This is a genomic window from Mesorhizobium sp. B2-7-3, from assembly GCF_006440715.1.
GTDB classification, from domain to species: Bacteria; Pseudomonadota; Alphaproteobacteria; order Rhizobiales; family Rhizobiaceae; genus Mesorhizobium; species Mesorhizobium australicum.
In genome coordinates, this window is record NZ_VFTY01000008.1 from 198,785 (window position 1) to 211,277 (window position 12,493).

Consider the following 12,493-nt stretch of genomic DNA (forward strand, 5'->3'; position numbering starts at 1 on the left):
TCCAGCGCGGCAAGAAAAAAGTTCGCAGGCGTGAGCCAGCGGCCTACGAGCATCTTTGCCGAAACATCGGGGTGCCGGTGGCGGCGGGATTAGCTGCAAATTGGTTTCCGTCGAGCAAGCAGGCCCGTGAGCCAGTCTGGATCCATCTGCGGCACCGAGGAGAGAAGCAGTTCGGTGTAGGCTGCGTGGGGTGGCGCGAGTACCTCGGTTTTCCAACCCTGCTCCACCACCTGCCCCTGGTGCATAACCACGACCTCGTCGGCAATTGCTCTTACCGTTGCGATATCGTGCGTAATGAAGATGTAGCTAATGCCGAGTTCGTGCTGCAAGCGCATCAGGAGCTTCAAGATCTCTTCCTGCACAATCTGATCGAGTGCCGAGGTCACCTCGTCACAAATAATAAGTTCTGGGTTCGCGGCGAGCGCGCGGGCGATGCAGATCCGCTGCTTCTGGCCACCCGACAATTCACCGGGCAGCCGGTCGAGGAAGCTTTCGTCCATCTCGATCATGTGCATGAGCTCGCCGACCCGCCGGTCGCGCTGCTGCCCCTTAACGCCCAAATAGAACTCAAGCGGGCGTGCGATTATCTCCTCGACCGTCTGGCGGGGGTTAAGCGCGCTATCCGGCGACTGATAGATCATCTGGATACGGCGCAGCAGGTCTTTCGAGCGGCGTTTCAACGAGAGGGTGAGCGGCTTGCCATCAAAGGACATCGATCCAGACAAGGCAGGCAAGAGACCCGTGACGACGCGGGCGAGGGTCGATTTCCCCGACCCTGATTCGCCGACCACTGCGACCGTTCGGCCGCGCGGAACCTTGATCGACACATCCACCAGCACCTTGACCCTTCCGGCATAAGCGGCGGTAACATTGTCGATGGTCAGTAAATGGTCCTCGGTCCGAATCTCGGGCTTCGCAAGCTTGCGCACTGCCCAAAGCGTCCGAGTGTATTCCTGGGTGGGAGCCGTAAGTATCTGCCGCGTATCGGCTTCCTCAACCGTTTGTCCGTGCCGCAAGACCATAATCCGGTCCGCCATCTGCGCCACCACGGCCAGATCGTGAGTCACATATATCGCTGCTGTGTTAAATTCCTCAACAATCCTGCGGATCGACGCAAGGACCTCGACTTGGGTGGTCACATCCAGCGCAGTTGTCGGTTCATCGAACACGATCAGGTCGGGGCGGCAGGCCATGGCCATTGCCGTCATGGCTCGCTGTAGCTGGCCGCCTGATACCTGATGCGGATACCGAAAACCAATGGTCTCAGGCTGTGGGAGTTGGAGGCGCCGATAAAGCTCCACGGCATCGCGATTAGCTTTCTCTCGGCTGGCGATCCCGTGCGCAACTGCTGTTTCAACCGTCTGGTCGAGGAGCCGGTGAGCAGGGTTGAACCAGGCGGCGGCGCTTTGCGCAACATAAGCAATGCGGGAGCCCCGAAGCCGCCGACGACGGGCTTCGCTCATTGACAAAAGATCGGCACCGTCGAAAAGCACCGCGCCTCGGCTAATACGGCAGCCCGGCTTTGCATACCCCATTGCGGCAAGGCCTATGGTCGATTTTCCGGCGCCGGATTCGCCAATCAGCCCGAGCACTTCTCCGCGTTTAAGCGAGAGATCCACGCCGCGCACGATCGGGTGCCAGCGCTCGTCGGAGAAGCCTTCAACGTGAAGATCCCGGACCTCGAGCAGATCTGTTCCCTTTTCGCGCAGGGCGGCACGGCTAGTTTTCATCACGCAGTCCGCTCGTCGAATGCAAAAACCAGTCCACGACAAAGTTCACCGCTACTGTGAGGAGCGCAATGGCGCCGGCCGGCAGTAGCGGAGTGACATCACCATAAGTGATCAGCGTGGCGTTTTCCCGCACCATCGACCCCCAATCAGCCGACGGCGGCTGTATGCCCACCCCCAGGAACGACAAGGCTGCAATCGTCAGAAACACAAAGCAGAATCGCAGACCAAATTCCGCGATGAGCGGCGGCAGAATGTTGGGCAGGATTTCCTTGCGCAGGAGCCATGCTGCACCTTCGCCGCGCAATCGCGCGACCTCAACATACTCCATCACCGCCACGTTGAGCCCGACGGCTCGCGCCAAACGGAACACGCGGGTGGAATCGAGCAGCGCTATGATCAATATAAGGCTGGGTATCGACGAACCGAATATGGAGAGGAGCATCAGCGCGAAAATCAGGCTGGGGATCGACATCAACACATCCACAGCGCGCGACAAGATCTGATCTAGCCACCCTCGGTACATTGCCGCCAGAAGCCCGAGTGTCACACCGGCTGCAAAGGATATGACGGTTGTCGCGAAGGCGATGCCGATCGTGTTGCGGGCTCCGTAGATCAGTCGAGTGAGCATGTCGCGACCGAGTTGGTCGGTGCCGAACATGAACTCGTGACTCCAGGGCGCGAACGCCTCGCTAAAGACCTGCGTTTCCCGGTACGGTGCGATCAGTGGCGCAAAAAGGGCGACGAGAACGTAGCAGAGGGTTACCCCCATACCGAACCAGGCACTGAGCGGGGCCTTCTTCAGCGATGTCGTCATGCGAGATCGGCGTGTGCGCCTTATCCTGGGCGCCCTGGGGGGCTGGATGACGGGCTCCGCGCTTGTCATCGCGGGTGCAACAGCCTCGGGTTGGTAGCGATCGAAATGATGTCGGCGATCAGGTTGAGCAAGATGTAGGTTGCGGCGAAGACGAGGGCGCAGGCCTGCACGACGGGTACGTCTCTTGATTTCACGGCATCGACCATCAGTTGGCCGACGCCAGGGTAGACGAATACAACCTCGACAACCACGACGCCGACGATGAGATAGGCAAGATTGAAGGCGACAACGGTCACGATCGGAGCCCAGGCGTTTGGCAAAGCGTGCCGAAGCACGACCACCATTGGCGTCATTCCCTTCAACCGAGCCATGTCGATATAGGGGCTTGAAAGCATGTTGATGATCGCCGCGCGCGTCATGCGCATCATGTGAGCGACGATGACGAGTGTAAGCGTGATCGACGGCAGGGCTGCGCGCCAGACGTGCTCCCAAAACGGCGTCTGATCGTTTATATTCGCCAAGGTCGGGAACTTCGGTACGACGTTCAAGGTCCAGTTGATCGAAGCCGCAAGCCATAAGGGCAGCGACTGCGCGAACTGCGTGCCCGCGAACGTATCGCGGGAGATGATCAGGAAAGCGAGCATGTAGGCGACGAAGAACTCAGGGAACGAAATTGTCGTGAGTGTCACCGTGTTTACAAGCCGATCGAACCAGCTGTTGCGGTAGAGGGCCGCAAGAATACCCAATCCCAATGCCAGCGGCACCGCGATGAGCGCCGTCATGACGGCCAGAAACATGGTGTTGTATAAACGCGGTGCGATAATCTCCACGACCGTGCGTCGGTAGCCGGTTCGACTGGCGAAGGATGACCCGAGATCCCCTCGTGCCATCTTGCCCATCCAGCTGAAGTAGCGTTCGACCGGGGGGCGATCGAGGCCCACCTCGTGCTGAAAAGCCGCTACGGTTTCGGGTGTAGCTGATTGACCAAGCATCGCCTTCGCAAAGTCGCCGGGCAGCATCGTGATCGCCGAAAAGATAATAATCGAGACGATGAACAGCGTAATCAGGCCGAGACCCAACCGTTGCAGGACCGTTTTTAAAACCGGATTCATACGCATGCTGCGCGCTTTCCCAAAAGCCCGCCGTCCATTGCGGACGGCGTGCTTGGCGAACATCTTATGCCTGTGCCATCCACCAGCGCTCGGCCATCTTCAGTCCGTCATTCTCCCAATTCGGCGCCACGTCGCCATGGGCTAGTTTCTTCGATTTGGCGCTGACGAAGTTGTTGAACACCAGCACTATGCTGCCACCATCGTCATGGGTCAGCTGCTGCATTTCGGCGTACATGGCGGCACGCTTGGCTTCGTCGGTTTCAGCTCGTGCCTTTACGAGCAACTCATTGAAGCGCGGGTTTTTCCAGAACGACTCGTTCCAACTGGATTCCGCTGCGAAGGCCTGCGTGAACATCCAGTCGGCCGTCGCGCGACCACTCCAGTAGGATGCGCACCAAGGCTTCTTCAGCCAGATGTTGTCCCAATAGGCGTCTTCGGCCTCGCGCACCACGTTGACGTCGATGCCGCACTGTGCGGCCGTCTCGCGAATGAGTGCGGCCGCGTCTACCGCACCTGCGAAAGCGGCATCTGCGACCGAAAGATCGATTTTCAGCTTCTCCATCCCCGCCTTCTTCAGATAATGGCGCGATTTCTCGGGATCGAAACTGTGTTGCGGCTCCGGGTTCTTGTAGAACTTGATCGCCGGCGCGATGGGACTGTCATTGGCAACGGTGGCATGCCCAAGGAAAATCTTGTCGGCGATCTCTTGACGGTTGATCGCCCATTTCAACGCCGTGCGCACATCCGGATTATCGAAAGGCGCCATGGTGACGTTCATCGGCAGCGTATAATGCCCGTAGCCGGTGATCTCGATGATGTCGATTTTGGGATTTCGCTTCAACATGCCGAGTGTCTTCAGATCGGCGCGGCCGATATAGTCCACCTCCCCGGTCGAGAGCGCAGCCATGCGTGCGGCCAAGTCGGTGATTGCGATGAACTCCACCTCGTCCAGGTAGGGCCTTCCGTTCTTGAAGTAGTTTGGATTGCGCTTGAGCTTGGCCGAAACGCCCGGTTGGAAGTTCTCGAGCACGAATGCGCCCGTGCGTGCGCCCGAAGCCCAATCCGCTTTCCCGTCAACGCTCGGCATGATCACGAGATGATAATCGCTCATGATGTAGGGGAAATCGGCGTTGCCGCTGTCGAGCGTGAAGACAACCGTTTGTGGGCCGTCGGCCCTGACGTCCTTGACGGAGGCAAGCAGAGACTTCGCGGCCGATTTGGTGTCGGCACCCATGTGATACCGCATGGAGGCCACGACATCGTCTGCCGTCACGCTTTTGCCATTGTGGAAGGTCGTGCCCTTGCGCAGCTTAAAGACCCAGGTCTTGGCGCCGTTGGATGCTTCGAAGCTTTCTGCAAGATCCGGCTGTACGCCACCCTTAGCGTCGACCTCCGTGAGGCCGTTGGACATCGCACCCGAAAAAGCAGTTTGGGAGAAGGTATCGGGATAGCCGGCCGGATCTACGGAATCAGTAGTCGCCCCGTGGGCCATGCCGAGCTTTGCGAAGCCTCCTTTTTGCGGTTCTGCTCGTGCCGCAGTGACAAAGAGCTGATCTGCGGCTGCGATGGCCAGACCTGCCGCCAATCCTAGATGGATGAACTCACGCCGCGAAACCTTGCCGCTCCCGACAAGACCTTTCGCGATGCGCAGTTTGTACTCTGATTCCGACATTGCCGTTCTCCCATTTGCGGATTTTCCGCGTTCTTTTTCCAACCGTCGTCGAGCACGCAATGCGTAAGTGCCCTGTCTTCGTCTTTTGTGTTCCTTCCTGTGCCTTCCGCTCTTGCCCGATCAGGCAGTCACATAGATGTTGCCGTCCTCGACCATGACGGGGAACGTTCGTGCACGCACGGTGGAATCGACCAGCGCCGAACCCGTTTTGATGTCAAACTCCCAGCCATGCCAGGCGCAGCGTACGATCTCGTTTTCCCGGTGATAGACGAAGCGCGCTTCGTCGACCGGCGCAGTGGTTCCGCATTGCGGGCCCTCACACAGCGGCGCCCCGCGATGCGGACAGATATTGAGTAGCGCGTGGAAAGTCTCTCCGATGCGAAACACGCCCACCGAAAGGCTGCGGACCTTTGCGATTACGGGTGTGCCCGTTTCGATCTCGTCGACGCGACAGATGAAGATTTTCTCGGCCATGTTCTGCTCCGTCAGGCAGCATTCGCGGTCAGGATGGGGGAAATGCGCTTGTAAACGTCGAGTGCATTTTGACCCATCACCTTCGTCCTCCAAGCGGGAGGAATGTGCAGCGTGTTGGCGTCGTCGTAGTCCCAATGCGGATAGTCTGACGCAAACATAAGCGTGTTTTCACCGTCCATTGCTTCCAGAATGGACCAGAGATGCTGCACATTCGCCGGCTGCTCCAGGGGCTGTGTGGAAAACCGAATATTTCGGCGGCAGTACTCGGACGGCAGCATCTTCAGCCAAGGCGTCTCCTTGCGAAGCGCCTTGTAATCGGCGTCGAGGCGCCACAGCACCGTCGGCACCCAGGCCACGCCGCATTCGACCACAACGAAATAGAGTTCCGGCCATTTTTCGAAGACTCCATGCGCAATCATGCTGGCGACATGGCTGATCGCCGACATGTGCAGGATGGCGTGTGTCTCCCAGAAGAATGTCGTGGGGGCAGGCGCGATGGCGTTCCAGTTGATTCCCCCATGGCCGCCGAGGTGGATGGCGAAGGGCAATCCCATTTCCGCGCAGGCTTCGTAGATCGGGTGGTAGAAGGGATCGCCGTACGGCCGCACAGAGCCTTGGGAGGCCAGAACCTGGACCATGCGCGGGTGGCTGCCGAGCCGACGGATCTCGGCCGCCGCCTGCTTCGGATCCTGAGGCGCGATGATAATCGAACCCATGAAGCGGTTGTCCTTCGGCAACCACTCCGCGACCTGATAGTCATTGTAAGCACTGACCAGCGCACTGGCATAATAGGGGTTGGCCAGCGTCGAGGCTTCAATCGGCTCGTCACCGGTGAGAATCGCCACGCCGACATTGTATTTGTCGAGATGCTTTTCTTTCATGATCCGGTAGTTGTCGGCTTCGGTCTCGGGCCGCACGTCCTTTCGCGAGAAATCTTGCGGATGGAACCAGGGCCGATGGCCATGCGGGAAGGATCCTCTAGGGCCGGTCTTTTCGCCCTCTATGAACATGTCCTTCCAGACGCCCGAGAGGTAGGGCTCGAGCACCGTGGCGCTGGACCAGTAGTTGTGGCAATCGCAGTCAACGATGAACACTTTAGCTTCGCTCCCTCTTTGCAGACCGCGTTCTGCTGGCCGTTAGTCTCTTTAGCTTCCGCCTTGACAAATGCCGGATCAAGCCAATGATCTCTGGGTAATGATCGGGTTTTTCGATTGAGGGTTAGTGCGTGCAGCTGGACCACATTGAGACGTTCCTCGACATCATCGAATCGCGGAACTTCAACCGGACTGCCGACCGGCTGAACATTACGCAGTCGACCGTCAGCAGCCGGATCAAGAGTCTCGAAAGCGCTGTAGGGTCGGAGCTTTTCCATCGTGGTCGCGCCGGTGCTGAACCGACAGCGGCGGGGCGACGTTTCGAAGCCTACGCGCGGGCGATGCTGTCGACTTGGTCGCAAGCGCGCCATGACGTGCGGGCCTTCAACCGGTTCGAAGGAACCCTGCGCGTGGCAGCGCAGGTTGGCATGACACGCTCAATGCTGCCTGGGTGGGTGGAGGCGCTCTGTCGGGCCCTTCCCACAGCCTCGATCCATGTGGAATCCGACTATTCCAACCAGATGGTGACAGATCTGAGCATGGGGAATCTGGATATAGCCGTGCTCTACGCACCCCGCTATCTTCCCGAGATTGCTTACGAGCATCTGATGGTCGAGGAATATGTGATGGTGTCGACCTTCGCCAGGACAATGTCGCAGGTCAATCCCGACAGCTACATTCGGCCGGGCTACACCGTCGTACTCGAGAAAACGCATTCCGAGCTTATCCCCTCCCTCGCAATCTCGCGTCTCTCCATGGGATCCGAAAGCCTGGCAGAAGCGATGCTGCGGCGAACTGGGGGGAGTTGTTACATGCGCAACGACGATGCCCGCAGGTTTACGGCCGAGTGCCCTTCCTTCCTGGTCGAGGACGCACCGACGCTTTATCAGCCTGTCCACACGGCTATGCTCGCGCGGCGCAAACACGAACCGATTATTCGAAAGGGGCTTCGTGCGCTCCAGCTCGCGGTGATGTCGCTCGAGAGCTAAATCGAAATTCCCGATTGAAGACAGGGGTTCAACCCACTGTTCCCGAAACGGTCCCGCTGCCATGTTGGGGGCTCACTGAAGAGCCCGACCATGAACGCACACACTTCCTTTTCGGCTTCCGACTTCGCAACGATGCGGCAGCGGCAATGGGCCGACGATTCGTCACAGGCGATCCTCTGCCGCAGGGTCATCGACGAGACGCACGACGTGAAGACATTTGTCTTCACGTCTGCATCAGACCACATGTTCTGCTTCAACGCGGGGCAATACATTGTCCTTCACCTCACAATCGGGGGCGTTGCGGTGACCCGTTCCTATTCCGTTTCGTCGCCACCTACTCGACCGCTCGATTTGCACATCACGGTCAAGCGGACACCAGGCGGGCTCGTTTCCAATTGGCTCCACGAGAACCTGCGAGCGGGCGACGAAGTCAACGTCGAAGGCCCACTGGGGTCGTTCAAACTCGACGGCTTGAACAGCGACAAGCCTCTCTTTCTTGCGGGAGGCAGCGGGATCACGCCTCTTATGTCGATGCTGCGCACCTTGACGGACAGAGCGTCCGATCTCGACCTGCGCCTCATCTACAGCGCGCGCTCGCCGCGAGATCTCATCTTCAGGTTGGAACTCGATGCACTCGCTGCCCGGTTTCGTAACCTACGGGTGACATGCGTCTGTTCCCGGGCAGACCCCTCATGGGCAGGACCGACGGGCCGCATAGACGGCCCCATGCTCCGGCGCCTGGTCCCCGATCTTGGCGAGCGCACGGTCTACGCGTGCGGCCCCGAACAGTATATGAACGCGTTGCGAGACGGTCTTGGCCAGGCGGGTGTTGATCCACGGGGGTATCATGAGGAGAGCTTCGGGCGCAGCCTGGGCGGTGTTACTGCGGACGTAGCATCTGCCGTCTCGTCCTCGGTCCACTTCGCACGTTCGAGATTGGACCATCGTTGCGCTCCCGGGGAGACCCTGCTGGAGGCGGCGCGCAACTGTGGCGTCTATGTTCCCAGCGGCTGCCAACAGGGAATTTGCGGCACGTGCCGAATAGCCAAGCTCTCTGGCGAAGTCACCATGCAGGATCTCGGCGGACTCACCTCCGAAGAAATCTCAGCGGGCTTGGTTCTGGCCTGCTGCAGCCGCGCGAAAGGCCCTGTTACACTCGATCTTTGACTTCGGCTAAGGTTCCGAACGGGTCCTAGCTGGCTGCAAGCAGGCGGTTTGCGATTTGCTTAGCTGTGCTAGCAGCTCGCACGTGCTCCACCTCTGCCGCATTGGGCACGTCTATCAAAACCTCGAGGCCCCCAAAGATATCCAATTCACCCTCACATGCGACAGCAAATGAATGCTGTGCCACCCCCGAATGTCCAGGGAAAGTATAAGAAAGTGAGTGTCTCGGACACACCAACTCGCCGGCTGCGGCTTGGGCAAAGTTTGTGTCAGTGCTTTCAAAAGCTGGCTCGGAAACGCCCAGGATGAAGAACACCGCGAGCTTGATCCGCGTATGCTGGGGATTCCCGAAGAAGCTGTCCGGCCCGCCTTGCTCGACGATCAGGCCGCATCCGAGTTCCATACGCCGACGACCGAGCATGGAGATGAACTGTTGCCGGCCGGCGGAAGAGCCAATAAAGACAACGGCGGCTAGCTATCGGCTGGGCTGGGCGGCTTCGCAGGGCTATCGATCCACGTCGCCCAAAACAATGTCCAATGAACCTAGTATGGCGGTGACGTCGGCTAACATATGGCCACGGCAGAGCAGGTCCATTGCCTGCAGATGAGCGAAGCTCGGAGGACGCAGCTTGCATCGGTACGGCTTGTTCGTGCCGTCGGCCACGAGGTAGACGCCAAACTCCCCCTTCGGCGCTTCCACCGCCGCGTAGACCTCGCCGGCAGGCACACGAAAGCCCTCAGTATAGAGCTTGAAATGATGAATCAAAGCCTCCATCGAACGCTTCATGGCCGCACGTCTGGGCGGGACGACCTTGCCGTCGGTATTCGAAACCGGCCCAGGTCCCTCGCTTACCAGCAGGTCGACACACTGCCGCATGATCTTGGCCGACTGGCGCATCTCCTCCATACGCACCAGATACCGGTCGAAACAATCGCCGTTCCTGCCGACGGGTATATCGAAGTCCATCTCGGCATAGCACTCGTATGGCTGGGACTTTCGCAAGTCCCAGGCGGCACCTGATCCCCGCACCATCACCCCTGAAAAACCCCACGCCCAGGCGTCACTTTGCGAGATCTGACCGATGTCCACGTTACGAAGTTTGAAGATGCGGTTGTCCGTTAGCAGCCTGTCCAGGTCGTCCACGGTTTTGCGGAACGGGTCGATCCAATTGCCGATGTCCGTGATCAAGTCTGGCGGCAGATCCTGATGCACGCCGCCGGGACGAAAATACGCGGCATGCATACGAGAGCCGCTGGCCCGCTCGTAGAAGACCATCAGTTTCTCGCGTTCGACAAACCCCCACAAGGGCGGGGTCAGTGCTCCCACGTCCATGGCTTGGGTGGTGACGTTGAGCAGATGAGAAAGGATCCGCGAGATCTCGCTGAACAGAACCCTGATCAGCTGGCCACGCCGCGGCACGGCTAGACCCATTAGTTTCTCGATTGCAAGGCACCAGGCATGTTCCTGGCTCATCGGTGCCACGTAATCCAGACGATCGAAATATGGCAGCGCCTGGAGATAAGTCTTGGTTTCGATCAGTTTCTCGGTGCCGCGATGAAGCAGGCCGATATGAGGGTCGACACGATCGACGACCTCGCCGTCGAGCTCGAGAACCAGCCGTAGCACGCCGTGCGCCGCAGGATGCTGGGGACCGAAATTGATGTTGAAATTTCGGACGGAATTCTCTGCCATCTAGCGGCTCCTTCGAGAAGGCCCGCCTAACTTCCTTCCGAGCCCGACGTTCCATCCGTGCGCCCGGTCGGCATTGTTCCACCAGAATTCGCCAGTCCAAACTCCGGCTCATGCCCAACCGCTTCGGCCAATTGACTGAGGAAATTCACCAGAGCAGCTTGCGGATCATCGAGTTCGCCGACGACCACTGAAATACCCCAACGCCCAAGCACCGCCTCCTCCACAGGGTTTCGGCTGGTCATGAAGATGAAAGAAGGAGGGCGATCTTTTTCATACCCGGATCGATGCCAGGTTTGCCACAGGCGATGCAACAGCAACCGGATGTTCGGGTCGGAGAGGCTATAGCCTATGAAGAGGATCGTGCTGCCAAGTGCATCGGAACGAAACCGCACATCGAGTGGGGAATTGAAGGAAAGCCGGTCGAGATAATCCGTTTCGGTCAGGACAAGAGAAGAATCCTCATCGAAGTCGCCATGGAACTTGACGATGTGGGTAACCCCCTGGCGGGCTTGCGCTACATCGCGTGCATTGGCCACCTTGACGTATCGCCGACCGTATATTTCGAACGCTAGTTCCAGATTCCGGTCGTAATTCGTGGTATAGATGATGGGAAAATTGAGCATCACGATGAGGCGATGCAACTCCGATTTTTCGATCCGGTCCTTGGCGACCGACCAGTTTCTGTCCATCCAACTGCGCAGCGGTCCGATGCTGCCATGCCGTATCCGATAGTACTCGGCTAGAGTTTGAAAACGTTCGCGTCGCATCGAAAACTCGTCGTCGATCCCAAGTTCTTTTGCCATCTGCTCGATCAGTTTCTCCCAAGACGGAAGCCCAACGCTGATCGAGACACCCGCCCCGACGAATAGGATCGCACTACCGCGGCCGATAGCTTTTGCCAGTGATGCGAGACCATCGCTCATGGACAGGTGCCGGTGCTGGATGAGGCGCTCCAAACAGTTGCGGCCATCGCAAAGGGCATTGAGGTTCTCTCACGCGTCACTGGCAATCGTTGGCGACCAAACCAAGAGAGCCACGCTGTGTTCCAGCGACGCGGTCCGAAACTTGCCGTGAGTGCCGTCGCGTTTGATGACCACTTTAGAGACCAGGGCGGCCGTTCCCCGACAACCACCTACCGAAGGGGACAACGGAAGCAGCCGGGACGTGAGGCTTCCGTCAGACGATCGGCCTTTTTCTTGGCCAGCACCTGGGCTGAATTGTCCTTGACCAAAACAAATTGGCGGCCTTTAACAAATCTAAGTGCGGGCGAGCCTCATTCCTGTACATTCACCAAGGATGGAGGCCGAGATGAGCCAAAAGCGCCGCGATCTGGACTACCTTGTTCAGCACTATATTGACTGCAGGAGAGGCAAACCTTGGCCGCTGTCAGTATCGGCGGCCGTGGTGGCGATACGGACAGTTTTCCGCGAAAACCTCGTTTCTGATCGTGAATTGGCAACGCTTATCGCCAGAGCTGCGATCGACCGAGGACAGGTTGTCGAGTTCGACCTCAATGAGCCTGCACAGGCGGCATAGTGCCGATAGACGCAGGTAGCTCGACCACCACGACTCAACAGGCTGTAACTGGGGCCCGGCACGGATAGCTCTTCACGACGACCCTGGACTGCTCGTCACACTACGTGGCCGTTCGCAAACTCGGTCAGTCGCGCAGTTGCCTATTGCCGTGGCGCTCTGCAGCGCAACGCTGGCGGATCAAGTCAAAGGCAGTGGCACGACCTGATCAGCAACAA

General features: G+C 58.7%; 12 protein-coding genes. 4 read left to right on the forward strand and 8 right to left on the reverse strand.

Annotated elements, in window-relative coordinates:
* Nucleotides 1-89: 89 nt before the first annotated feature.
* The 6 genes from FJW04_RS19510 to FJW04_RS19535 all read right to left on the reverse strand — a co-directional run bounded on the left by FJW04_RS19510 (nt 90) and on the right by FJW04_RS19535 (nt 6,896).
* A complete protein-coding gene (locus tag FJW04_RS19510) occupies nt 90-1,730 on the reverse strand; it encodes an ABC transporter ATP-binding protein (RefSeq protein ID WP_140620485.1) in 1,641 nt (546 codons plus the stop codon).
* Nucleotides 1,720-2,544, reverse strand: a complete 825-nt coding sequence (locus tag FJW04_RS19515) for an ABC transporter permease (protein ID WP_181166434.1) — start codon at nt 2,542-2,544, stop codon at nt 1,720-1,722. The genes FJW04_RS19510 and FJW04_RS19515 overlap by 11 nt, the downstream gene beginning before the upstream one ends.
* 65 nt (nt 2,545-2,609) lie before the next feature.
* Nucleotides 2,610-3,656, reverse strand: a complete 1,047-nt coding sequence (locus tag FJW04_RS19520; RefSeq protein ID WP_140661386.1) for an ABC transporter permease — start codon at nt 3,654-3,656, stop codon at nt 2,610-2,612.
* 64 nt (nt 3,657-3,720) lie between these two features.
* Entirely contained in the window at nt 3,721-5,370 is a 1,650-nt protein-coding gene (locus tag FJW04_RS19525; protein WP_246673907.1) for an ABC transporter substrate-binding protein, read from the reverse strand.
* Between the two features lie 78 nt (nt 5,371-5,448).
* Nucleotides 5,449-5,802 carry a Rieske (2Fe-2S) protein gene (locus tag FJW04_RS19530; protein WP_140620490.1) on the reverse strand — a complete coding sequence of 118 codons (354 nt, stop codon included), beginning with the start codon at nt 5,800-5,802 and terminating at the stop codon, nt 5,449-5,451.
* 11 nt (nt 5,803-5,813) lie between these two features.
* Nucleotides 5,814-6,896: an amidohydrolase family protein gene (locus FJW04_RS19535; protein ID WP_140661285.1), complete on the reverse strand. Its 1,083-nt coding sequence runs from the start codon at nt 6,894-6,896 to the stop codon at nt 5,814-5,816.
* A 131-nt stretch (nt 6,897-7,027) separates the two neighbouring features.
* On the opposite strand from FJW04_RS19535, the gene FJW04_RS19540 reads away from it, so the two are divergent.
* The 3 genes from FJW04_RS19540 (at nt 7,028) to FJW04_RS19550 (ending at nt 9,524) form a co-directional block, all read left to right on the forward strand.
* Complete coding sequence (locus FJW04_RS19540) at nt 7,028-7,885, forward strand: LysR family transcriptional regulator (protein WP_140716105.1); 858 nt, start codon at nt 7,028-7,030, stop codon at nt 7,883-7,885.
* Between the two features lie 90 nt (nt 7,886-7,975).
* Complete coding sequence (locus FJW04_RS19545; protein WP_140661286.1) at nt 7,976-9,052, forward strand: hybrid-cluster NAD(P)-dependent oxidoreductase; 1,077 nt, start codon at nt 7,976-7,978, stop codon at nt 9,050-9,052.
* 250 nt (nt 9,053-9,302) lie between these two features.
* The gene (locus tag FJW04_RS19550; RefSeq protein WP_140716107.1) at nt 9,303-9,524 is read left to right on the forward strand and encodes a hypothetical protein; all 222 of its coding nucleotides are present in this window, start codon (nt 9,303-9,305) and stop codon (nt 9,522-9,524) included.
* Nucleotides 9,525-9,554: 30 nt separating this feature from the next.
* On the opposite strand, the gene FJW04_RS19555 is transcribed toward FJW04_RS19550, so the two are convergent.
* Together FJW04_RS19555 and FJW04_RS19560 are read right to left on the reverse strand one after the other, a co-directional pair.
* Entirely contained in the window at nt 9,555-10,742 is a 1,188-nt protein-coding gene (locus tag FJW04_RS19555) for an NADH-quinone oxidoreductase subunit D (RefSeq protein WP_140620500.1), read from the reverse strand.
* A 26-nt stretch (nt 10,743-10,768) separates the two neighbouring features.
* Nucleotides 10,769-11,665, reverse strand: a complete 897-nt coding sequence (locus FJW04_RS19560; RefSeq protein ID WP_224643708.1) for an SIR2 family protein — start codon at nt 11,663-11,665, stop codon at nt 10,769-10,771.
* 385 nt (nt 11,666-12,050) lie between these two features.
* Here FJW04_RS19560 and FJW04_RS19565 point away from each other — a divergent pair, with 385 nt between their 5' ends.
* A complete protein-coding gene (locus FJW04_RS19565; protein ID WP_140620502.1) occupies nt 12,051-12,278 on the forward strand; it encodes a hypothetical protein in 228 nt (75 codons plus the stop codon).
* Nucleotides 12,279-12,493: the final 215 nt, after the last annotated feature.

What these genes read in the sequence shown, in the direction of transcription:
- FJW04_RS19510 (WP_140620485.1), bottom strand. Translation starts at nt 1,730, where the DNA reads ATGAAAACTAGCCGTGCCGCCCTGCGCGAAAAGGGAACAGATCTGCTC.
- FJW04_RS19515 (WP_181166434.1), bottom strand. Translation starts at nt 2,544, where the DNA reads ATGACGACATCGCTGAAGAAGGCCCCGCTCAGTGCCTGGTTCGGTATG.
- FJW04_RS19530 (WP_140620490.1), bottom strand. Translation starts at nt 5,802, where the DNA reads ATGGCCGAGAAAATCTTCATCTGTCGCGTCGACGAGATCGAAACGGGC.
- FJW04_RS19520 (WP_140661386.1), bottom strand. Translation starts at nt 3,656, where the DNA reads ATGAATCCGGTTTTAAAAACGGTCCTGCAACGGTTGGGTCTCGGCCTG.
- FJW04_RS19555 (WP_140620500.1), bottom strand. Translation starts at nt 10,742, where the DNA reads ATGGCAGAGAATTCCGTCCGAAATTTCAACATCAATTTCGGTCCCCAG.
- FJW04_RS19565 (WP_140620502.1), top strand. Translation starts at nt 12,051, where the DNA reads ATGAGCCAAAAGCGCCGCGATCTGGACTACCTTGTTCAGCACTATATT.
- FJW04_RS19560 (WP_224643708.1), bottom strand. Translation starts at nt 11,665, where the DNA reads ATGAGCGATGGTCTCGCATCACTGGCAAAAGCTATCGGCCGCGGTAGT.
- FJW04_RS19545 (WP_140661286.1), top strand. Translation starts at nt 7,976, where the DNA reads ATGAACGCACACACTTCCTTTTCGGCTTCCGACTTCGCAACGATGCGG.